The organism is Paradevosia shaoguanensis (assembly GCF_016801025.1).
GTDB lineage: Bacteria > Pseudomonadota > Alphaproteobacteria > Rhizobiales > Devosiaceae > Paradevosia > Paradevosia shaoguanensis.
The window spans coordinates 3,394,617-3,416,575 of the sequence record NZ_CP068983.1 but is presented as its reverse complement, the minus strand read 5'-3'; the positions used below and the strand labels follow the sequence as shown (position 1 = coordinate 3,416,575).

Here is a 21,959-nt window from a genome sequence, read left to right as displayed (position 1 = left end):
GCTAACACCAGCACCCTGCCCGCCCATGACATAGTTCTCCCCAGGCGAACCATCACGACGAGGAGGACAAGATGAGTGGCAAGCGCATTCTCATGATCTGCGGGGATTTCGGCGAAGACTACGAGACCATGGTGCCCTTCCAGGCGCTGCTCGCTGTCGGCCATACGGTGCATGCCGTCTGCCCCAACAAGAAGGCGGGCGACACCATCGCCACCTCGATCCACGATTTCGAGGGCGACCAGACCTACAGCGAAAAGCGCGGCCACAATTTCGCGCTCAACGCCACCTTCTCGGACGTCAAGGCCGAGACCTATGACGCGCTGGTCATCCCGGGTGGCCGCGCCCCCGAATATCTGCGGCTCGACCCGCGCGTGATCTCGATCGTCAAGCACTTCTTCGAGGCTGACAAGCCGGTGGCCGCCGTCTGCCATGGCGCACAGATCCTGGCCGCCGCGCGGGTGCTCGAAGGCCGCACCTGCTCGGCCTACCCGGCCTGCCGCCCTGAAGTCGAACTCGCCGGCGGCACCTATGCCGAGATCGCCATTGATGCGGCGGTGACCGATGGTAATCTGGTCACGGCCCCCGCCTGGCCCGCCCACCCTGCCTGGATCGGCCAGTTCCTGGCCGTGCTCGGCACGCGAATCGAACACGAGAGCAGGAAGGCGGCGGCCTGATGGATGCGGCCGGCCGCAGGGCCGGCCCAACTCGGGAGGATCGCTGCCCATGTGCAGGTTGTTCGTAAACGCCGATCCGGGACTCTGGCAGAGCCAGACCCGCTCCATGCGCATCGGCGGCTTCGCCACGAGCGTGCGGTTGGAAGCCTTGTTCTGGAACGTGCTCGAGGAACTGGGTGCCCGCGACGAGCTGCCCCTGAGCCAGCTCATCGCCCGCCTCTACCAGGAATCGCTCGACGAAGAGCACGACCTCGAAAACTTTGCTTCCTTCCTGCGGGTCTGCTGCGCGCGTTACCTCTCGCTGCAATTGAGCGAGGACATTCCGCGGGACAAGTCCGTGCCGATCCGCTCGCTCGATGCCGACCGGATTCTCGATCGCGAACGCAATCGAACCGGCACGCGGCGAGGACGAGTCGGGGGCGAGGCAACCCTGCACGCCTGATCGCTCCCTGCGGCCTTTGCGCGCGGCGGCACCAATGCTATAGGGGCGGCCAAACCGCAGGCCCCGTTGGGGCCTCATAACCCCTACGGAGCGTTATCGATGAGCAAAATCAAAGTCGCCAACCCGGTGGTCGATCTCGACGGCGACGAGATGACCCGGATCATCTGGCAGGCGATCAAGGACAAGCTCATCACGCCGTATCTCGATCTCGACATCCGCTATTTCGACCTGTCGATCCAGAACCGCGACGCCACCAACGACCAGGTGACCGTGGACTCGGCCAACGCCATCAAGGAAATCGGCGTCGGCATCAAGTGCGCTACCATCACCCCGGACGAGCAGCGCGTCGAGGAATTCCACCTCAAGAAAATGTGGAAGTCGCCCAACGGCACCATCCGCAATATCCTGGGCGGCGTGATCTTCCGCGAACCGATCATCTGCAAGAACGTGCCGCGCCTGGTTCCCGGCTGGACCCAGCCGATCATCGTCGGCCGCCACGCCTTCGGCGACCAGTACCGCGCTACCGATTTCCGCTTCCCGGGCAAGGGCAAGCTGACGATCAAGTTCGTGGGTGAAGACGGCCAGACCATCGAGCACGACGTCTACGACGCGCCGGGTTCGGGCGTGGCCATGGCCATGTACAACCTCGACGACTCGATCCGCGATTTCGCGCATGCTTCGTTCAACTACGCGCTCAACCGCGGCGTGCCCTGCTACCTGTCGACCAAGAACACCATCCTCAAGGCCTATGACGGTCGCTTCAAGGACATCTTCCAGGAGATCTACGAGAAGGACTACAAGGCCAAGTTCGACGAAAAGAAGATCTGGTACGAGCACCGCCTGATCGACGACATGGTCGCTTCGGCCCTCAAGTGGAGCGGCGGCTACGTCTGGGCCTGCAAGAACTACGACGGCGACGTGCAGTCCGACATCGTGGCCCAGGGCTTTGGCTCGCTCGGCCTAATGACCTCCGTGCTGATGACGCCCGATGGCAAGATCGTGGAAGCGGAAGCCGCCCACGGCACCGTGACCCGCCATTACCGCCAGCACCAGCAGGGCAAGGAGACTTCGACCAACTCCACCGCCTCGATCTTCGCCTGGACCCGCGGCCTCGCCCACCGCGCCAAGCTCGACGACAATGCCGAGCTGATGCGCTTTGCGACGACGCTCGAAAAGGTCACCGTCGACACCATCGAAAGCGGCAAGATGACCAAGGACCTCTCGCTGCTCGTCGGCCCGGATCAGCCCTGGCTTTCGACCCTCGGCTTCCTCGATGCCATCGACGAAAACCTGCAGAAGGCCATGGCCTGATTCAGCAAAACCTGAATCGCAACGACATCCGGCGGCGCCTTCGGGCGCCGCTTTTTTCTTGTCCGCGTGATGTGGCCATCACCGAAAAGAATTTTCGCCGCGCCCCTTGAACGGCTAGTAACACACCTCCCAGCTTTGAATTCATCCATCGGGACGTGGAGAGAAAGATGAGCAAGTTTGCCGCCGCGGGGCTAGTCGGCGCATTGATCGTGGTCGCTTCGAGCGCCGCCTTCGCCCAGACCAAGACTGTCGAACTCGCGCCGTTTTCGGGCGTGGACATTTCCTCCGGCCTCAATGCCGACATCAAGGTCGGCGGCACCCAGTCGGTGACCGTGGAGGCCCGCAACCCTGATTATCTCAAGGACCTGACGCTCGAAGTCCGCGACAACCGGCTCTATGCCAATATCAACCGGAGCCTCATGAACCTGGTATTCGGGCAGGACAAATTCATCACCATCCATATCAGCGTGCCGAACCTCGATTTCGTCGAGGCCAGCAGCGGCGCGGATGTGAAAGCCGATGGCGCCGCAGGCAGCAAGGTGGAGGTACGCTCTTCGAGCGGGGCCGATATCGACCTCCGCAACATCAAGGCGACCGAGCTGATCTCCGAGGGCTCGTCGGGCTCGGACCTGCGCCTGGCCGGCACCTGCGACACGGCGACATTCAGCGTCTCCTCAGGCTCCGACCTCAAGGCCCGCGACCTCGAATGCCGCGACGTGGCCATCGATGCGTCCAGCGGCAGCGACGCCGAGATCTTCGCCAACGGCACGCTGACGGCCAAGGCCTCGAGCGGCGCCGATGTAGAAGTCCATGGCAAGCCCGGCTCGGTCAAACAGGACGCGAGCGGGGGCGGCGAGGTCTCCCTCCAATGATACCGCTGCTCGACATCGGCATCATCGAAGCCGCCCCGCTATTGCTCGCTGCCGTGCGCAGCCGCATCTCGATAGAGGCGATCTCGGACGCCATCGCCGCCTCCCCCGTGTGGGATCGCGTGCGCGAACGCGGCCTCAAGCATAGCGGCCGCAACGTCGTGATCTATTGGGGTGAAGCGGGCGACGAGGTGACGGTCGATATCGGCGTTGAAGTCACCGAGGCCTTCTGCGGTGACGACGACCTGCAATGCGTCGCCGCTCCCGCCGGACGCGCCGTGACGGCTACCCATACCGGCCCGACGCATCTCCTGCCGCGCGTCCACGAGCGCATCCGCGCCTGGTCGGCGGAGGGAGAACGCAAGCTCGCGGGCGTCAAATGGGAAATCTACGACGCCGACGATCCGGACCGCGGGCAGACCCAGGTGTTCTATCTCATCAAGGAACCGCAGGCCAAAGCGGCGCCACGCAAGAAGTGGTCGCGCTTCAGCGAACGCGCTCGCCAGGCCTGATCGATTTCTGAGGGGACACTTCAAGCATGCTGCGCAAGATTCTGATCGGACTCGCGGTTTTCATCGCGCTCGTCTTCGTGTGGAACGCAAGCTGGCGCGTTTCACCGCCCGTCGACGCCAAGGTGGAGCTGATCGCCCATCGCGGCGTGCATCAGACTTTCGACAATAACGGCCTGGGCAATGACGGCTGCAGCGCCGAGCGCATCGACCCGCCGACCCATGGCTTTTTCGAGAACACGCTGCCCTCGATGGAGGCCGCCTTCAAGGCCGGCGCCGATATCGTGGAGCTGGATATCCATCCCACGACCGACGGCCAGCTCGCCGTACTCCACGACTGGACACTCGATTGCCACACGGCGGCGACCGGCGTGACGCGCGAACAGGCTATGCCCTTCCTCAAGACGCTCGACATCGCCTACGGCTATACCGCCGATGGCGGCAAGACCTTCCCCTTCCGTGGGCAGGGCGTGGCCATGATGCCCGAACTGCGCGAAGTGCTGGCGGCCTTCCCGGACGACAAATTCCTCGTCAACTTCAAGAGCAACGAGGTGCGCGAGGCCGACATGCTCGCGGCGGTGGTCGCCAGCAACCCAGCCTGGCGCGATGAAGTCTGGGGCGTCTATGGCGGCGATCCGCCCACGCTCAAGGCCCAGGAACTCCTCGGGCTCGACAATGCCTGGACACGTAAATCGACCATGGACTGCGTCCTCCAATATGCCGGCCTGGGCTGGACCGGCTACGTCCCCACGCCCTGCCGCAACACGCGCATCATGATGCCGATCAACGTGGCGCCCTGGATGTGGGGCTGGCCCAATCTCTTCGTCCAGCGCATGCAGAGCGTGGGCAGCCAGGTGATCCTCCTCGGTGCATTCGAGGCAGGAGACCCGGGCACTTCGGGAATCGATACGGTCGAGGAACTGGCCAAGGTGCCGTTCGGGTTCGACGGGTACTTGTGGACGAACAAGATCGAGGTGATAGGGCCGGCGGTTAAGGGCGGGGCGTGAGAGGGGCAGCGCCCTTCAACTGTGCCGTTCCCGTGCCGTAGTGAGCACGCTCCTACCCCACCACTGAACTTCCGCGGGCGAAGACCCGGGGCCTATTGCATCCCTCCACTCGAGTGGAGATATCCGTGGGCCCCGGCTCTGCGGCCGGGGAAGTGCGGGAGTGGGGTTGGTGTTGTGCTCTAAAGCAAGCCCTTGGGAAGCGTTTCCTGCGCTCGGTGGACCATCCGCACGCCGCCCCCTCCCCCAAAGCTTCCGCCTATCTCAACTATTTCTTTCGCGTGGCAAGAAAGCACTCACAATTTCGGCATAGTATGCGTATTGTAGTTTTCAGGATTGAGCCGCCCTCTCCCCGCGGCCCCTGCCTCCCCACGCGCCTCCCCAGCCCCCGCGCAGCGGTGCGATATCTATTATGATTGGATATCCTAGATGCCGGTCGGCGTCCTTTTTGCGCTGGGTTCGTACGCGCTCTATTCGTGCAGCGATGCGATCGTCAAAAGCTTCTCCGGTCACCTGACCGTTTTCGAGATCGGCTTCTTCTCCGCGCTTTTCTCGCTGATCCCGGCCGTGCTCAGCAAGCCCAAGGGCGAGCGCTGGCGCGATACCTACAAGCTCAACCACCCCTGGCTCCTTCACGCCCGCGCCATCACCGGCGTACTCAGCGCCACCATGGTGGTCTTCGCCTTCACCACCATTCCGCTGGCCGAAGTCTATTCCATCGCCTTCCTCGCGCCGGTCTTCGTCACCATCATTTCGGTGCTGGTGCTCAAGGAGCATGTGCCGACCCAGCGCTGGGTGCTGCTTATGATCAGCTTCCTCGGCGTGCTCATCGTCGTGCGCCCCGGCTTCCGCGAATTGCATTGGGGGCACCTCGCCGCCGTCGGCAGCGCCTTCTTCGGCTCGATGACCACCACGATCCTGCGTACCGTCGCCCCGCGCGAAAAGCGGGTGTCGGTGTTCGGCGTGCCGACCTCCTACCTCATCATCTTCAACGGCCTGATGATGATACCCACATTTGTGATGCCGTCGCTCCAGCAACTGGCCTTCTTCGTGGCCATGGGCATTCTCGGTGGCGTGGGGCACCTCTGCTTCATCACCTCGACGCGCCTGTCGCCGGCCAGCATGGTGGCGCCCACCCAATATAGCCAGATCCTCTGGGCCATCGTCTTCGGCGCGACTTTCTATCACGAGTTCCCGGACGCCATCGCCTATGTGGGCCTTGCGGTCGTGGTCGTGGCCGGCGTGCTCAACGTCGTGCCTGCAGAAGTGCGCCGCCGCGCCGTCGCGCGGTTCGCTATCCTCCGTGGCCCGGCCGCCGCCAAGGCGCCTGCTGCCGCCAATGACCAGAAGCCGGCCGACACCGAGAAGAAGGCCGCCTGACCGACAGGGAGTCTCCATGCCGATCGGGATCGTATTCGCTCTCGTTTCCTACCTGGTCTTCTCGTGCGCCGACGCCCTCATCAAGGGGCTCGGCAGCACGGTGGGCATCTTCGAGATCGGGTTCTTCACCTATATCTTCGCGCTGATCCCGCCGCTCGTCTCCAAGCCCAGGACGGAGAGCTGGCGCAATATCTTCCGCATGAAGCAACCGTTCCTGGTGCATCTGCGCGCCTTCTGCGGCGTCGCCTCAGCGGTGCTCATCACCTATTCCTTCATCACCATCCCGCTCGCCGAGGCCTATGCCATCGTCTTCCTCGTGCCGGTGGTCATCACCATCCTCTCGGTCTTCGTGCTCAAGGAGCAGGTGGGCCTGCTGCGCTGGCTGCTGGGGCTGCTGAGCTTCGCCGGCGTGATGGTGGTAGTGCGCCCCGGTTTCCGTGAGCTGGAACTGGGCCACATCACGGCTCTCCTCTGCGTGTTCTTCTCCGCGGCCACGACCACGATCCTGCGCGTCATTGCCGGCAAGGAGCAGCGCACGACGCTCATCGCCATTCCCGCCATCTGGTCGATCGTCTTCAACGGCCTCGCCATGCTGCCGAGCTTCCACATGCCCACGCTCTGGGAAATGCTGCTGCTCGCCGTAGCCGGCATCGCTATCGGCGCCGGCCACCTGATGCTGGTGCTCGCCACCAAGAATGCGCCGGCCAGCGTGGTGGCGCCGATCCAGTATAGCCAGATCATCTGGGGCATCTTCTTCGGCGCGCTGTTCTATGCCGAATTCCCCGACCTGGTGGCGATTGCCGGCATCGTGGTCATCGTCATTGCCGGCCTGCTCAACATCTTCGCCGACGGCACGAGCGCCCGCATTGCCGGACGCTTCGCCGAATTTCGCGCCCGCCGCGACGGCGCGAGACGCAACATCGTGGATGTGCAGGGGCCCGAACCCTGAGCCAGCAAAAAGCCCCGGTCGCAAGACCGGGGCTTTTTCATTCCAATTGATCGGGTGATCAGCTCGCCAGCGCTTCCCTGATGGCGATCAGCGCATCATTGGCCTTCGAGCCATCCGGACCGCCGGCCTGGGCCATGTCGGGACGGCCGCCACCGCCCTGCCCGCCCAGCACGGCCGAACCGACGCGGACGAGATCGACCGCCGACACCTTGCCGACGAGGTCCTCGGTGACACCCACGGCGATGCCCGCCTTGCCGTCCTCGGTGACGCCGATAATGGCAACGATGCCCGAGCCGACCTGCTTCTTGGCCTGATCGACGAGACCGCGCAGATCCTTGGGCTGCAGGCCTTCGACGGCGCGGCCGACGAAGTTGTAGCCATTGATGGTTTCGGCCGTGGCCGGAGCCGCGCCGGCGCCACCGCCCATGGCGAGCTTCTGCTTGGCATCGCTCAGCGCCTTTTCCGAGCGCTTGAGCTGTTCCTGCAGCGCCTCGATACGGTCGAGCACTTCGGTCGTACCCGAGCGCAGGAGCGAAGCCGCGTTGGCGACGATGGCGGCATTCTCGTTGCCGCGATGACGCGCGGCCTTGCCGGTCAGCGCTTCGATACGGCGGACGCCAGCGCCCACGGCGCTTTCGCCCACGACGGTGATGAGGCCGATATCACCGGTGCGACGCACATGGGTGCCGCCGCAGAGTTCGACCGACCAGCCGAGGGTGTTGCCGGTGGGATCACCCATCGAGACAACGCGCACTTCGTCGCCGTACTTTTCGCCGAACAGCGCACGGGCGCCCGACGCCTTGGCGTCGTCCACACCCATCAGGCGCGTCTCGACCGGCGCGTTCTGCAGTACGATCGCGTTGGCGAGGTCCTCGACCTCGGCGATTTCCTGCGGCGTCATGGGCTTGGTGTGCACGAAGTCGAAGCGCAGGCGATCGGGTGAAACCAGCGAGCCGCGCTGGGCGACGTGATCGCCCAGGATCAGGCGCAACGCCTCATGCAGCAGGTGCGTGGCGGAGTGGTTGGAACGGATGGCCGAGCGGCGCGAATGATCGACGTCGAGGCTCAGGAACTGGCCGTTGCGGACCTCACCCTCGGTGACCTTGACCTTGTGAGTGAAGACGCCGTGATGCTTGGACGTATCGACCACTTCGGCCGCCACGCCATCGCCCTTGAACGAGCCGGTATCGCCGACCTGGCCGCCGCTTTCGCCATAGAACGGGGTCTGGTTGAGGATGACATAGCCCTCTTCGCCAGCCTTGAGGCTGTCAACGATGGCGCCGTCCTTGACCAAAGCCGTCACCTGGCCTTCGGCATTCTCGGTTTCGTAGCCGAGGAATTCGGTGGGGCCGACCTTGTCGGCAACCGCGAACCACACCTTGTCGTCGGCGCTTTCGCCCGAGCCGGCCCAGCTCTTGCGAGCCTCGGCCTTCTGGGCCTCCATGGCGGTGGAGAAACCGGCCTGGTCGACGGTGATTCCGCGCGTGCGCAGGGCGTCCTCAGTCAGGTCCAGCGGGAAGCCATAGGTGTCGTAAAGCTTGAAGGCGGTGGCGCCATCGAGCACCGCGCCCTCGCCCATGTCCTTGGTCTCATCCGACAGGATCTGGAGGCCACGGCCGAGCGTCTTGAGGAAGCGGTGTTCCTCGAGGCGAATGGTTTCCTCGATCATGGCTTCGCCACGCACGAGCTCGGGATAGGCCTGGCCCATTTCGCGCACGAGGGTGGGCACCATCTTGAAGATTGCGGGCTCGTTCGAGCCCAGCAGAGTCGCATGACGCATGGCGCGGCGCATGATGCGGCGCAGCACATAGCCACGGCCTTCATTGGAGGGCAGCACGCCCTCGGCGATGAGGAAGGACATCGAGCGCAGGTGGTCGGCAATGACGCGCTGCGAGGTCTTGCCGTCGCCATCCGGCTGCGTGCCGGTGGCCTGAGCGGCAGCCGCGATCAGCGCCTTGAAGAGGTCGATGTCGTAATTGTTGTGAACGCCCTGCATGACGGCGGCGATGCGCTCGAGGCCCATGCCGGTGTCGATCGAGGGGCGCGGCAGGCCCATACGGGTGCCGTCGTTCTGCTGCTCGTATTGCATGAACACGAGGTTCCAGATCTCGATGAAGCGGTCGCCGTCCTCATCGGGCGAACCCGGAGGGCCGCCCCAGACGTGGTCGCCGTGATCGTAGAAGATTTCCGAGCACGGACCGCAGGGGCCGGTATCGCCCATCTGCCAGAAATTGGACTTGGCGCCGAGGCGCACGATCTTGTCGTCCGAAAGCCCGGCAACCTTCTTCCAGAGGGCGTGAGCCTCGTCGTCATCCTGGTAGATGGTAACCGAGAGGCGCTCGCGCGGAAGTTCCCATTCCTTGGTGAGGAGGTTCCAGGCCAGTTCGATGGCGCGTTCCTTGAAGTAATCGCCGAACGAGAAATTGCCCAGCATCTCGAAGAACGTGTGGTGGCGCGCGGTGAAGCCGACATTGTCGAGGTCGTTGTGCTTGCCGCCGGCGCGCACGCATTTCTGCGCGGTGGTCGCGGTCGAATAGGGACGCTTCTCGACGCCGGTGAAGACGTTCTTGAACTGCACCATGCCGGCATTGGTGAACATCAGCGTGGGGTCGTTACGCGGCACGAGCGGGCTCGACGGCACTGCCTCGTGGCCTTCCCGGGAAAAGTAGTTCAGGAAGCTCGACCGGATGTCGTTTACGCTGGTCATGGTATAGGCATTCCTCGCGGAAAAGGTGGCACGCCCCCGAGCGCACCCTTGGAAATTTGACCGGGCTTTCTATCGCGCGGGTGCGGGTTCGTCCAGCGGCGCAGTGGACGAGCGCGGCCGGTAACACCAGCGTTGATGCCCGCGCAGCACGACCAAAAGGTCAGCGCTCCCTCCAAAGACAAAAAGGGCGCCGCTCACGCGACGCCCCAGGTCTCTCTCGGAAGGAATTTCTGGCTATTCCTCGGTGCCCTCTGCATCCGATTCCGGGCTGCCGGCAGTGATGAGGGCATCGCCCATCAGGCCCGCGCTCTCGCGAACGCCCTGCTCGATCTGGGCGGCCACCTGCGGATTGTCCTTGAGGAACTGCTTGGCATTGTCACGACCCTGGCCGAGGCGCTGGCTGTCATAGGAGAACCAGGCGCCCGATTTCTCGACGATGCCGCTCTTGACGCCCAGATCGATGAGCTCGCCCATCTTGGAAATGCCTTCGCCATACATGATGTCGAATTCGACCTGACGGAACGGCGGTGCCAGCTTGTTCTTGACGACCTTCACGCGGGTCTGGTTGCCCACCACCTCTTCGCGGTCCTTGATCGCGCCGATACGGCGGATGTCGAGGCGGACGGAGGAGTAGAATTTGAGCGCGTTGCCGCCCGTCGTGGTTTCGGGCGAGCCGAACATCACGCCGATCTTCATGCGGATCTGGTTGATGAAGATCACCATGGCCTTCGACTTGGAAATCGAGGCGGTGAGCTTACGCATGGCCTGGCTCATGAGGCGTGCCTGGAGGCCCGGCAGCGAATCGCCCATCTCGCCTTCGAGTTCGGCGCGCGGGGTGAGCGCAGCCACCGAGTCGACCACGAGCACGTCGATGGCGCCGGAACGCACCAGTGTATCAGCGATTTCGAGCGCCTGTTCGCCGGCATCCGGCTGGGAGATCAGCAGGTCGTCGACATTGACGCCGAGCTTGCGGGCATAGACCGGGTCGAGTGCGTGCTCGGCATCCACGAATGCGCATATGCCGCCGTTGCGCTGTGCCTCAGCGATGACATGCAGAGCGAGCGTGGTCTTGCCCGAGCTTTCCGGCCCGAACACTTCCACGATTCGGCCACGCGGCAGGCCGCCGATGCCCAGAGCGATATCGAGCCCCAGCGAACCGGTCGAGATGGCCTCGACCTCGATGGAGGAATTTTCGCCAAGGCGCATGATGGAGCCCTTGCCGAAATTGCGCTCGATCTGGCTGAGTGCAGCCGCGAGCGCCTTGTCCTTATCCATGGTTCCCTCGATAACGCGCAGTGGTGTCGACATGAGTCCCGCTCCTTATTTCACGCCAACGGCACCGGTGCAACGCGTCCGAACCGCTGTTTTCTGTCCATCTAATGTGCCTATTTTGTTCTCATTTTGTTTCCAAAAAGTCAACACGAAAAATGAGAACACCTGAACTCATGAGAAACCGCATGCCAGCGGGATTCGCCCAGCGTTGCCCCTAAACTCCCCTCTCACCAATTGGGATTTCTCACGGCACCGCAATGCATCGAAACATTCGATAAAGACCGGATTTTTTGATGGCTTGACGTTTTAGCTCTTGCCCCGCTGCGCCCCCTTGCGTTTTATGCCCGCTACGCTTGAGGGAGGCACGGCAATGAACCTGATCCAGTTCCATGACGACAACGGCGATAGGGCCGTGGCAGCCGTCGAGGACGGCGTGGCGCGCATCGTCCGCGACGCGACGAGCGTCTACGACCTGGCGCTGGCCGCCATCGATCGCCAGGTCGGCATCGGCACGATCATTGCCGAGAAAGGGCTGGGTGCAGAGGTCGATGTCGTGGCGCTGATGGCCGAGGGGCGCCTGCTTTCCCCGATCGACCATCCCGATCCGGCCCATCTCTATGTCACCGGCACGGGCCTTACCCATCTCGGTTCGGCGGCGACGCGCGACGCCATGCACAAGTCGAACGGCGCGCAAGCCGAGGAAAACCTCACCGATTCCATGAAGATGTTCCGCATGGGCCTGGAAGGCGGCAAGCCGGCGCCGGGTCATGTCGGCGTGCAGCCGGAATGGTTCTACAAGGGCAACGGTTTCTCGGTCGTTCCGCCCGGTCGCCCCATCCCCTCCCCGGCTTTCGCACGGGACGCCGGCGAGGAGCCGGAAATCGCGGGCATCTACATCATCGACCAGGACGGCAATCCGCGCCGCCTCGGCTTTGCGCTCGCCAACGAATTTTCCGACCATGTGACGGAGCGCGTGAACTACCTCTTCCTCGCCCATTCCAAGCTACGCGCCTGCTCGTTCGGGCCTGAGCTGCGCCTGGGTGAACTGCCGCGCAATGTCGAGGGCATGTCGCGCATCCTGCGGGACGGCAAAGTGTTCTGGGAGAAGCCGTTCCTCTCGGGCGAGGACAACATGTCCCACACCATCGCCAATCTCGAATACCACCACTTCAAATACGAGCTCTTCCGCAATCCGGGCGACGTGCACGTGCACATGTTCGGTACGGCGACACTGAGCTTTGCCGACGGCATCAAGACCGAGGCAGGCGACGTCTTCGAGATCGCCGAGCCGCAATTCGGTGCGCCGCTGCGCAATGCGGTGGCCTGGGAAGAGGCCGAAACGGTGGAGATCAAGCCGCTTTATTGATCGCCGCAACCAGCGCTTTTCATCGGCACCGCTTTACCTCGCGCCACTAACATGTCAGTTAGAGGCAGCTCGAGGGAGGGCGACATGGCAGGCGCAAAACCAGTTTTCGAAACCCGGCGGATCGGAGAAACCGACCTCAGGATCACGACGCTCGGGCTGGGCGGGGCGACCTTGGCCGGCATGCGCGAGCGCGTGCCGCCAGAGGAGGCGCGCGCCACGGTCTCTGCTGCGCTCGATGCCGGCATCACCTATTTCGATACCGCCCCCCGCTACGGCACCGGCCTCTCCGAACGCCTTATGGGCGACGTGCTGCGCGATCGCCGCGCGGGCACCGTGCTTTCGACCAAGGTCGGGCGCCTGCTCAAGCCGCTTTTCGGGCCGCGCCCGGCTGATTTCCAGTTTGCCGGCGCCCTGCCCTTCGAGGAAATCTTCGACTATTCCTACGACGCCATCATGCGCTCGTTCGAGGACAGCCAGCAGCGACTGGGCCTCAACAAGATCGACATCCTCTACGTCCACGATATCGGCGTCGGCACGCATGGCGTCGAGGGCAATCAGCCGTTCTGGAAGCAGCTCGAGACAGGCGGCTACAAGGCCCTGGAGGAGCTCAAGCGCTCGGGGCAGATTTCGGCCTTCGGGCTGGGCGTCAATGAGTGGGAAGTGCTCATGGATGCCTTCGAGCTCGGCGACTGGGACGTGTTCCTGCTCGCCGGCCGCTACACGCTCCTGGAACAGACCTCGCTCAATCCGTTCCTCTCGACCTGCATCAAGCGCAAGGCCTCGGTCGTGGCCGCAGCGCCCTTCAATTCAGGCATCCTGGTGGGCGGCACGACGTGGAACTACGTCGCCGCGCCGCAGGATGTGCTCGACCGCGTCCGCGCCATCGAGACCATCTGCGCCGATTTCAACGTCCCCCTGCCCGCCGCCGCCCTGCAATTCCCACTGACGCATCCGGCCGTCTGCACCGTGCTCCCCGGGCCACGCAGCCCGCAGGAACTGGAGGGGATTCTGGGCTGGTGGCAGGTGAATATTCCGGATGGATTCTGGAGCGCTCTGGCGGACAAGGGATTGCTGTCGGGCGGAACGCCACTGCCAGGGGGGCAGGCGGTTTAGGCTGCGTCCCGCACCTCAATTTCAAGCGACTTGCCCAATACGCGAAAGGCCTCCTCGATCTGATCGACCCTTGATGCGTGGCGCAAGTTGAACAGCCGATCGACCTGTGCCGGTTTCCAGCCCAGCCGGCGTCCGAGGTCGGATTTGCGCAGACCCGCGGCGAGCATGGCCCGATAGAGGGCAACTTTCATCACGGACAAGGCAGGCAAGGTAACACTATGTTGCCCGACCGGGCCCGGCTCAGGAACAGTTTCCCGGTCGGACATACGCCCCTGAATCGCGGTTGCTATCGCATCGATTGCATGCCCCAGGGCAACCTCCTCGTTTTCCCCGAATGTCGCAACTTCAGGCAGATCCGGCACTGTGGCGAGTAATGTGCCATTATCATCAGGCGTCAGTTCCACGGCGTAACGCATGCCATTCACTCCAAACCGAGATCCTTCTTGATCTTGCGGACCAGGCCCGTTCCCAGTTCCTTGCCACTGCCGTGCATTGGAAGAACGGAGCGTGTGTTTCCTCGACGCACGAGGAGATGGCCACCATTACCGGGCTCGAACGTGCAACCCTGTTTAGCCAACCAGCGCCTGAACTGAGCACTCGTCATGAGGATACAACACTTCTGTTGCTATTAACAGAAGTGTTTCACGCGGCGCATCTGGCCGGCAATTGTGACAAATGCCGAAGGCCAGCATAGCCCCCGGTCTTCACTGGCGCGAAGGCAAACACGGCGGCGACGTTTATGGCAGCGAGGGACTTGCCCCCCACCCTACTCCGCCAGCACTTCCTTCACCTTCGAATTGATCTGGTCCAGCGAATACGGCTTGGGCAGGAATTCGACGCTCTGGTCGTCTTCGATGTCCTTGCGCACGCTCTCTTCGGCGTAGCCGGAGACGAAGATGACCTTGATGTCGGGCTTCGTCTGACGGACGCGCTTGAGGAGCGCCGGGCCGTCCATTTCGGGCATGACGACGTCCGAGATGATGAGGTCGACCTCGTAGCCGATCTCTTCGAGCACTTCGAGCGCCTCTTCGCCGGAATCTGCCTCGAAGACTTCGTAGCCTGTGGTCTTGAGGGCACGGGCGGAGAACGCGCGGACGCTTTCCTCGTCTTCGACGAGCAGGATGCGCTCGTGGCCGGTGAGGTCCTTGACCGGAGCGGCGACGGCCTTCTGGGTGAGTTCGCCCTCGGCGGGCACGTGGCGCGGCAGGAAGATCTTGAACGTCGTGCCGACGCCGACCTGCGAGACCGGGTAGATGTAGCCCTCGGTCTGCTTGACGATGCCGTAGACCGTGGAGAGGCCCAGGCCGGTGCCCTTGCCCAGCTCCTTGGTCGAGAAGAAGGGCTCGAAAATCTTTTCGAGCACCTGCGGGGTCATGCCCGTACCGGTGTCTTCCACTTCGATCAGCACGTAGTCGGCTGTCGGCATGCCGGTGAAATGGAAATCGGTCGATTGCGCGGCGGTGACGTTGCCGGTGCGGATGGAAATCTTGCCGCCATTGGGCATGGCGTCGCGCGCATTGACGACGAGGTTGACGATCACCTGCTCGAGCTGCACGAGGTCGGCGCGCACCGGCCAGATCTTGTCGCTGTGATTGACCTCCAGCGTGATGGTCTCGCCGATGAGGCGCTTGAGCAGCACGGTGAGGTCGTCGATGTTGGTCGGGATTTCGAGAATCTGCGGCCGCAGCGTCTGGCGGCGCGAGAAGGCCAGCAGCTGGCGCGTAAGACCGGCAGCACGGTTGGCGCTCTGCTTGATCGACATCAGATCGCCGAAGGACGGATCACCCGGCTTGTGCTTGAGCAGCAGCAGGTCCGAGAAGCCGATAATGGCGGTGAGCACGTTGTTGAAGTCGTGCGCCACACCACCGGCGAGCTGGCCGACGGCCTGCATCTTCTGACCCTGCGCGAACTGGGCTTCGAGCTTGCGCTGGTCGGTCATGTCGAGGGCGTAGACATTGACCTGCTCGGCGGAATCCTCGCTCTGCTCGGATCCGGAAACGTAGAGACGAACGGCGTGGTCCCCCTCGCCTGCCAGGAGCGCATCGACAGGCGCAATCTCGGAGCGGTGCTGCGTGGCGGCGGTGACGGCGACCTGGAACGCCGCGCGGCTGTTGTCGGCGATGAGGTTCGCCATTGGCAGGTTTTCGAGCGTCTGCTGCTCGCCCGACCAGTTGAAGATGCGGCTGAACGGGGCATTGGTGCGCACGATGCGCCCTTCCCCATCGAGCGTGGTAATGGCGAACGGCGTATCGTTGAAGAAGCGCGAGAAGCGGACTTCCGCGGCGCGCAGCGCTTCCTCGCTGTCGGCGCCGCGGCTGCGGTCGAGCACGAGGGTACGCGTCTCGCCCAGTTCGCCATCGGCGAGGCGGGCGGCGCGATGCAGCAGGCGCACGGCCATCGAGGTACCGTTGCGGCGCACGAAGTCGATATCGATGATCTCGGTGCGGATTTCGCCGTCACCGCGCCCACGCATAAGAAGGCTCGCGCTGTCGCCGCGACAGATATCGGTAAGGCGCACGGTGCCGGCCTCGAACTCGGCAAGGTCGTAGCCAAGCCAGTCGGCCAGCGTCGAGTTGAGGTATTGCACACGCCCATCGGCATCGGCCGAGAAGAAACCGGCCGGCGCATGGTCGAGATAGTCGATGGCGCGCTGCAACTCGAGGAAGGCATTTTCCTGCCGCTCGCGGTCGCGCGTGATTTCCTCGACCGACCAGAGCACCAGCGGCTTTTCCGAGCGGTCGATCTCGGGCAGCGGACGCACCGCGACGCGATACCAGAAGGGGCGGCCGAAATCAGCGGCAGTGCCATCGAGCCCGCCGACCAGGCGAATGTCCTCAGTCGCCGAACGCCCATCCTGCGCGGCGCGCGACAGGCGGTAGACCGCCTCGCTCGCTTCGGGCTGGCCGGCAAAGAGGCGCGTCACGCTGACCGGCACGCCGTTGGAAATGCCGCCGGCAAAGTTGCCGTACTCGGCATTGACGTAGGAAATCTTGCCTTCGCGATCCGTCACGACCGCGCCGAACGGCAGGCTGTCGACGATCACGCTCGCCAGCGTGCGCTTCTCTTCATTGCCCGCGAACCGGAAGAGGCCGGCAGCCAGCGCGAAGAGGCAGAAGACGCCGACAACGGCCAGAAGACCGAGCGCCAGCAGCATGGCATCGGCGGGAATTCGATCGCTGAAAATCGCGTAGGCGCTCGCCAGGGCGATGAGAAAAATCGCCAGCGCCACGACGCGCCACAATCCCGACCCACCACGGGGCCGCGAAACGAGAGGTTCAGGATAAATATTCTCGTCGAGCGGGGAAGCTGCCATGCGGGTTATGTCACCACCGAATCACGCCTCGACTGTGGTAGCAAATGGCTTAACGCCTTGGGTAGGCCAAAGGCTAATTTCGCGGTTCAGAACCGCGCCACGCGCGCTTGTCCTTAAGCCGCATGACGTAGCCGATGACCTGTGCCACCGCCTTGAAATGCTCTGCAGGGATCGTGTCGTCGATTTCGACGCTCGCATAGAGCGCACGCGCGAGCGGCGGATTCTCCACTACAGGCACGCGATTCTCCTCGGCGACGCCACGAATGCGCAGCGCGACCGCATCCACGCCCTTGGCCACGCAGATCGGCGCCTGCATGGTCTTGTCGTATTTGAGCGCCACCGCGTAGTGGGTTGGGTTCATCACCACCACGGTCGCATCGGGCACGGCGGCCATCATGCGCTGACGGCTCTTTTCCATGCGCAACTGACGGATGCGCCCCTTGATCTTGGGGTCGCCTTCCATCTGCTTGAACTCGTCCTTCACTTCCTGAAGCGTCATCTTCTGCCGCTTCCACCACTTGTTGCGCTGGTAGAGATAGTCGGCGAGCGCGATGAAGGTGACGGCGATGAGCGAGGAGAGGATGACCTTCATCCCCAGCGACTGGAAGGTTTCCAGGATCATCGCCGGATCGGTGGTCATCATCGTGTCCATCCGGTCCCGCTCGGGCCAGACGGCGAAGAAGATGGCGGCGCCGACAATACTGAGCTTGGCCAGCCCCTTGGCGAAATTGACCAGCGCCTCCGTCGAAAACAGGCGCTTGGCTCCCGCGAGCGGCGAGATCTTCGACAGCTTGGGCGTAATGGGCTCCAGCGAGAGCAGCGGCCGATGCTGGATGAGGTTGGCTGCTATGGCGCAGGCCGTCAGCACCACCAGCGGCACCAGCGCCACGAGAATGATCGAGCCCCAGAGCCCCCAGAGGAACGACCCCAGGGCCGGCCCGCCAACCTCGAACTGATCGGCATTGGCGAGGAGGATCTTGAAGGTCCCGGCCAGCCCCGCGCTGGTGCCCGGCGCCAGCATGGCCATGAGCCCGGCAGCGCCCAGCAGCATGAACCAGGTGGTGACCTCCTGGCTTTTGACCACGTCGCCGCGCTTGTGCGCGTCCTCCAGCTTTTTGGCGGAGGGGTCTTCCGTTTTCGAGGATTCTTCCGGAGCTTCATCGCTCATGCGGCGGCTCCCGAACGATGGCTAGATGCACCCTGCGCCATCACACCCTCAGCGTCGCGAGTTCGGCTTCGAAATGCGTGAGGTACCAGCCCATCATCATGGCCAGCAGCAGGGCGAAGAGAACGAGCCCAACCCCGATATTGGCCGGCATGGCCATGAAATAAACCTGCAGCGCCGGCATCAGCCGCGAGAGGATGCCCATGCCCAGGTTGAAGATCAGGCCGAAGACGATGAAGGGCGCCGCCATCTGGACGCCGACGGTAAAGGCACCGGTCACGGCGCGAATAGCCGCCTGCGCGGCGTCGCCCGCCATCAGCGGATCGGTAGGCGAAAACACCGAATAGCTGTCATAGATGGCGCTCAGCGCCATGTGGTGGAGGTCGGTGGCGAAGATCAGCGCCACGCCGAGGAACGAGAGGAACGTGCCGAACACCGCACCCTGCACCCCGCCCTGGTTGGGGTCGGCCATCATCGCGGCGGAGAGGCCGATCTGGAAGGCGATGATCGAACCCGCCACCTGCGCCGCCGAGACGAAGAAGCGCATCAGCGCGCCCAGCATCAGACCGATGATGATCTCGTGGACGAGCAGCACGACGATGGCCATGAGCTCGTCCGGCAGCGCCGGCAATTGCCCGCTCAGCAGCGGGTAGAGCACGAGCGAGAAGACCAGCGCGAAGCTCAGCCGCATACGGGCGGGAATCGAGGTCTCGCCCAGCGCCGGCATCAGCATCAGCATCGAGCCGACCCGCGCAAAGACGATGAGGTAGAGAAACGCGGTCTGCGGCAGCCAGTCGAGGCCGATCGTCATCGATCAGCCGCCCGTGGCGATGAGATCGGAAATATGCACCATCAGCATTGCCATCTGCGCGCCGATGAACGGCAGCGCGACAAGCATGGTGATGAAGATCGCCAGGATCTTCGGCACGAAAACCAGCGTCTGTTCCTGAATCTGCGTCAGCGCCTGGAACAGCGCGATGATGACGCCCACGACCAGCCCCACCAGCATCATGGGCGCTGCCACGATGATCAGCGTCCATATGCCTTCGCGGCTGATGTCGAGGACCTGAAGTCCAGTCATGCGTGCCTCTTTGGGGCGCCTGCCCCGGGCTAGATCGGCATCCGCATGATTTCTTCGTAGGCCGAAATCACCCGGTCGCGCACCGTGACCATGGTCTCGACAGCCATTTCGGTCTGCGAGATGGCGGTCACCACGTCGACCACATTCGCCTTGCCGTTCACAAGATCAAGCGACAACTGCTCGGAGGACCGGCCGGTATCCACAACAGATTGCACGCTGGAGGCGAGCATCTTGGCGAAGTCCGGGCCCTGGCCGCCCTGGTTGAGCATTTCGGGCGGCCCTTCGGTCGCCTGGGTGAGGAGTTTGGCGGCGTTGCCGTAGGCGGCTGCCGCAGCGTTGAAGGGAGTGGCCATTCAGATTTGTCCTTATCCGCGAAGAATGCTCAGCGTCTGGCCGAGCATGGAGCGAGTCGATGACACGACGTTGAGGTTCGCCTCGTAAGTGCGCTGGGCCTCACGCATGTCCATGGTTTCGATAAGCGCGTTGACATTGGGGTAGCGGACCATGCCGCTGGCATCGGCGGCCGGATGGCCGGGTTCGTACCGGGTGGTGAATTCGCTCATGTCATAGGCCAGCTTGCCGACCTGCACGGAGGTGCCGCCGAGCTCCTGGTCGAACACGGCCTTGAAGGTCGGAATCTTGCGCCGGTAGGGATCCTCGCCCGGAGCCTTGCCCGCCGAATCGGCGTTGGCGAGGTTCTCGGCGATCACCCGCATGCGCGCCGTCTCGGCGTGCAGGCCCGTGGCCGCGATTCGAATGGAATTGGAGAAGTCGGTCACGGCGTCGCCTCCTAAGCGGATTTGCCAAGTGCGGTCCGCAACAGCCGCACCGAACGCGTGTAAAGGGTGGTGACTGCCTGGTAATCCATCTGGTTACCGGTCACCTTCATCATCTCGTCCTCGAGCGTCACGCCATTGCCTTCGGGCGTGATCTCGAAGCTGTTGAGGCGGCGCGACTGGAAACCGTCGCCGGACCCGCTCGACACCGAAATATGCTTGGGATTGGTCGCCGCCGTCGTGACCTCGGCCGTCGACTTGTTGGCCATGTGGTCTTCGAAATCGAAGGCGCGCAGATCACGGCCGCGATAGCCGGGCGTTTCCGCATTGGCGACATTCTGCGCGAGCAGGTTCTGCCGCGCCTGATGCCAGCGCATCTTTTCCGTCATCGCTGCGAACAGCGGAATTTGGCCGAGCCCCATGGCCGTGTAACCCCCGAAACCAGTGGGCAATTTGTGCCGCCCGAATGGTTAACAGATAGTTAATCCACGGGTTTTGACGGACCGAAACTCTCGCAATTTGCAACTTGCACGGTCTATATAGGCAATATCTTCCCGCTTGATTGTCGACGTGCGTGATTCTGGAGACGCCTAGATGCAGTTTTTGACGGGCCTGTTCGGAGGCTCTGAGGGTGCGATTCTCAATGCCGTGCTGGCACTGGGCATCGTGCTCGTTCTCATCATTCTTGCCCTCTGGCTGCTCAAGTTCATCTTCCGCGCCTCCAACAATGTCGGCCGCGGCAAAAATCGTAGGCTTTCCGTGGTGGATAGCCTTGCCGTCGACCAGAAGCGCCAGCTCGTCATCGTGCGCCGCGACGACGTGGAACACCTCATCCTCCTGGGTGGCCCGCAGGACGTCGTGATCGAGACCGGCATCCCCGCCGAGCAGCAGCAGGCACGCCAGCCGTTGCGCCGCCCTGCCCCGCCGACGCCGGCCAAGCCGGCAAGCGCCTCCCAGGCTCCCGTCCCCGCGGTCGAGCCCGCACTGCGCCCGGCGGCCAACAAGCTGCGCGAACTTGCCGCACCCCCGCCGGCCCGCCAGTCGACCTCGCTCCGCCATACCGGCTTCATGCGCGCCAATGAGGACGCCGAACCTGTGGCAATCCACGCAAATGCCGATTCGCCTGCGGACGACTCAGCTAGAACGGGCCATCCGGATGATGCAGGGGCACGGGGTGGTGACGATTCTCAGAGCGATAACCCGACGGCACGCACGGCCGACTCGCACTAGGCGCGTCCGCTGGGCGCTCGGCCTCGTCGCGCTCGCCCTCTCGCTCCTGATCCCGGCCGTTGCCTTCGGCCAGGATCTCAACATCGATTTCGGCAACGACGCCTCGCTCACCGAGCGCGCCGTCCAGCTCATCGGCCTCATCACCATCCTGGCGCTGGCGCCCTCGATCCTGGTGATGGTCACGAGCTTCACCCGCATCGTGGTCGTGCTCTCCCTGCTGCGCACGGCCATCGGCCTCCAGACGGCCCCGCCGAACTCGGTGATGGTCTCGCTGGCGCTTTTCCTCACCGCCTTCATCATGGCCCCGACGCTGACACAGACCTACAATGTCGGCATCGCCCCGCTGATGAGCAATTCGATCACCGTGCAGCAGGCCTTCGAGCGCGGCTCGGTGCCCATCCACGCCTTCATGTCCGCCAATGTGCGCGACAAGGACGTGGCCCTCTTCTACGACCTTTCCGGGCAGGAGCCCCCCGACGAAGTCTCGGCCGTTCCGCTGCAGATCCTCGTCCCGGCCTTCATGATCTCGGAACTGCGCCGCGCCTTCGAAATCGGCTTCCTGCTCTTCATCCCCTTCGTCGTCATCGACATGGTCGTGGCCTCGGTCCTCATGTCCATGGGCATGATGATGCTGCCGCCAGTGATTATCTCGCTGCCGTTCAAGCTGATTTTCTTCGTGCTGGTGGACGGCTGGAACCTGGTCGCCGGCTCGCTCGTGCGGAGTTTCGTAAGCGGCTAGCGGTTGCTCCTGTCCCCTCCCAGGGGCTTCCAGCACCGCACCACCCCCACCCCTTACTT

General features: G+C 63.6%; 23 protein-coding genes. 12 read left to right on the top strand and 11 right to left on the bottom strand.

The features are described 5' to 3' along the window. The first annotated feature begins 71 nt into the window (after nucleotides 1–71). From JNE37_RS16510 to JNE37_RS16475, 8 genes are all read left to right on the top strand, one after another. Nucleotides 72–674 (top strand): DJ-1/PfpI family protein, encoded by a 603-nt coding sequence (locus JNE37_RS16510; RefSeq protein ID WP_203063887.1) that lies wholly within the window; start codon nucleotides 72–74, stop codon nucleotides 672–674. Nucleotides 675–723: 49 nt separating this feature from the next. Next, the gene (locus JNE37_RS16505; protein WP_203063885.1) at nucleotides 724–1,116 is read left to right on the top strand and encodes a ribbon-helix-helix domain-containing protein; all 393 of its coding nucleotides are present in this window, start codon (nucleotides 724–726) and stop codon (nucleotides 1,114–1,116) included. A 99-nt stretch (nucleotides 1,117–1,215) separates the two neighbouring features. Further along, on the top strand, nucleotides 1,216–2,427 hold the full coding sequence (locus JNE37_RS16500; protein ID WP_203063884.1) for an NADP-dependent isocitrate dehydrogenase: 1,212 nt from the start codon (nucleotides 1,216–1,218) through the stop codon (nucleotides 2,425–2,427). Between the two features lie 167 nt (nucleotides 2,428–2,594). Continuing rightward, entirely contained in the window at nucleotides 2,595–3,299 is a 705-nt protein-coding gene (locus tag JNE37_RS16495; protein ID WP_203063883.1) for a head GIN domain-containing protein, read from the top strand. After that, a complete protein-coding gene (locus JNE37_RS16490; protein ID WP_203063882.1) occupies nucleotides 3,296–3,808 on the top strand; it encodes a GyrI-like domain-containing protein in 513 nt (170 codons plus the stop codon). The genes JNE37_RS16495 and JNE37_RS16490 overlap by 4 nt, the downstream gene beginning before the upstream one ends. Before the next feature lie 29 nt (nucleotides 3,809–3,837). After that, nucleotides 3,838–4,812, top strand: coding sequence for a glycerophosphodiester phosphodiesterase family protein (locus JNE37_RS16485; protein ID WP_203066413.1), 975 nt, complete (start codon nucleotides 3,838–3,840; stop codon nucleotides 4,810–4,812). A 426-nt stretch (nucleotides 4,813–5,238) separates the two neighbouring features. Continuing rightward, nucleotides 5,239–6,189 carry a DMT family transporter gene (locus JNE37_RS16480; RefSeq protein WP_203063881.1) on the top strand — a complete coding sequence of 317 codons (951 nt, stop codon included), beginning with the start codon at nucleotides 5,239–5,241 and terminating at the stop codon, nucleotides 6,187–6,189. 16 nt (nucleotides 6,190–6,205) lie between these two features. Beyond that, nucleotides 6,206–7,138: a DMT family transporter gene (locus JNE37_RS16475; protein WP_203063880.1), complete on the top strand. Its 933-nt coding sequence runs from the start codon at nucleotides 6,206–6,208 to the stop codon at nucleotides 7,136–7,138. 58 nt (nucleotides 7,139–7,196) lie between these two features. Here the strand turns inward: JNE37_RS16475 and alaS are convergent, their stop codons facing one another. Together alaS and recA are read right to left on the bottom strand one after the other, a co-directional pair. Then, the gene (gene alaS / locus JNE37_RS16470; RefSeq protein ID WP_203063879.1) at nucleotides 7,197–9,845 is read right to left on the bottom strand and encodes an alanine--tRNA ligase; all 2,649 of its coding nucleotides are present in this window, start codon (nucleotides 9,843–9,845) and stop codon (nucleotides 7,197–7,199) included. A gap of 234 nt (nucleotides 9,846–10,079) precedes the next feature. After that, nucleotides 10,080–11,153 carry a recombinase RecA gene (gene recA, locus JNE37_RS16465; protein ID WP_035028994.1) on the bottom strand — a complete coding sequence of 358 codons (1,074 nt, stop codon included), beginning with the start codon at nucleotides 11,151–11,153 and terminating at the stop codon, nucleotides 10,080–10,082. Between the two features lie 334 nt (nucleotides 11,154–11,487). Between recA and araD1 the strand changes: the two genes are divergently transcribed. Together araD1 and JNE37_RS16455 are read left to right on the top strand one after the other, a co-directional pair. Then, the gene (gene araD1, locus JNE37_RS16460) at nucleotides 11,488–12,483 is read left to right on the top strand and encodes an AraD1 family protein (RefSeq protein WP_203063878.1); all 996 of its coding nucleotides are present in this window, start codon (nucleotides 11,488–11,490) and stop codon (nucleotides 12,481–12,483) included. Nucleotides 12,484–12,567: 84 nt separating this feature from the next. After that, a complete protein-coding gene (locus JNE37_RS16455; RefSeq protein ID WP_203063876.1) occupies nucleotides 12,568–13,596 on the top strand; it encodes an aldo/keto reductase in 1,029 nt (342 codons plus the stop codon). On the opposite strand, the gene JNE37_RS16450 is transcribed toward JNE37_RS16455, so the two are convergent. From JNE37_RS16450 to flgB, 9 genes are all read right to left on the bottom strand, one after another. Then, nucleotides 13,593–14,012, bottom strand: a complete 420-nt coding sequence (locus tag JNE37_RS16450; protein WP_203063874.1) for a type II toxin-antitoxin system HicB family antitoxin — start codon at nucleotides 14,010–14,012, stop codon at nucleotides 13,593–13,595. The genes JNE37_RS16455 and JNE37_RS16450 overlap by 4 nt on opposite strands. A gap of 5 nt (nucleotides 14,013–14,017) precedes the next feature. Beyond that, nucleotides 14,018–14,200 (bottom strand): type II toxin-antitoxin system HicA family toxin, encoded by a 183-nt coding sequence (locus JNE37_RS16445; RefSeq protein WP_203063872.1) that lies wholly within the window; start codon nucleotides 14,198–14,200, stop codon nucleotides 14,018–14,020. Nucleotides 14,201–14,362: 162 nt separating this feature from the next. Beyond that, on the bottom strand, nucleotides 14,363–16,909 hold the full coding sequence (cckA, locus tag JNE37_RS16440; RefSeq protein ID WP_203063870.1) for a cell cycle histidine kinase CckA: 2,547 nt from the start codon (nucleotides 16,907–16,909) through the stop codon (nucleotides 14,363–14,365). A gap of 73 nt (nucleotides 16,910–16,982) precedes the next feature. After that, nucleotides 16,983–18,077 carry a flagellar biosynthesis protein FlhB gene (flhB, locus tag JNE37_RS16435; RefSeq protein ID WP_203063869.1) on the bottom strand — a complete coding sequence of 365 codons (1,095 nt, stop codon included), beginning with the start codon at nucleotides 18,075–18,077 and terminating at the stop codon, nucleotides 16,983–16,985. A gap of 40 nt (nucleotides 18,078–18,117) precedes the next feature. Next, a complete protein-coding gene (gene fliR / locus JNE37_RS16430; protein WP_203063867.1) occupies nucleotides 18,118–18,885 on the bottom strand; it encodes a flagellar biosynthetic protein FliR in 768 nt (255 codons plus the stop codon). Nucleotides 18,886–18,888: 3 nt separating this feature from the next. Further along, nucleotides 18,889–19,155, bottom strand: coding sequence for a flagellar biosynthetic protein FliQ (locus tag JNE37_RS16425; RefSeq protein WP_035028977.1), 267 nt, complete (start codon nucleotides 19,153–19,155; stop codon nucleotides 18,889–18,891). Between the two features lie 29 nt (nucleotides 19,156–19,184). Then, nucleotides 19,185–19,508 (bottom strand): flagellar hook-basal body complex protein FliE, encoded by a 324-nt coding sequence (gene fliE, locus JNE37_RS16420; protein ID WP_035028973.1) that lies wholly within the window; start codon nucleotides 19,506–19,508, stop codon nucleotides 19,185–19,187. Nucleotides 19,509–19,520: 12 nt separating this feature from the next. Continuing rightward, nucleotides 19,521–19,934 carry a flagellar basal body rod protein FlgC gene (flgC, locus tag JNE37_RS16415; RefSeq protein ID WP_035028968.1) on the bottom strand — a complete coding sequence of 138 codons (414 nt, stop codon included), beginning with the start codon at nucleotides 19,932–19,934 and terminating at the stop codon, nucleotides 19,521–19,523. An 11-nt stretch (nucleotides 19,935–19,945) separates the two neighbouring features. Beyond that, entirely contained in the window at nucleotides 19,946–20,353 is a 408-nt protein-coding gene (gene flgB, locus JNE37_RS16410; protein ID WP_052152025.1) for a flagellar basal body rod protein FlgB, read from the bottom strand. A gap of 172 nt (nucleotides 20,354–20,525) precedes the next feature. Here flgB and JNE37_RS16405 point away from each other — a divergent pair, with 172 nt between their 5' ends. Next, complete coding sequence (locus JNE37_RS16405; RefSeq protein ID WP_203063864.1) at nucleotides 20,526–21,161, top strand: FliO/MopB family protein; 636 nt, start codon at nucleotides 20,526–20,528, stop codon at nucleotides 21,159–21,161. Continuing rightward, a complete protein-coding gene (gene fliP, locus JNE37_RS16400) occupies nucleotides 21,115–21,900 on the top strand; it encodes a flagellar type III secretion system pore protein FliP (protein ID WP_246513683.1) in 786 nt (261 codons plus the stop codon). The genes JNE37_RS16405 and fliP overlap by 47 nt, the downstream gene beginning before the upstream one ends. Nucleotides 21,901–21,959 lie beyond the last annotated feature (59 nt).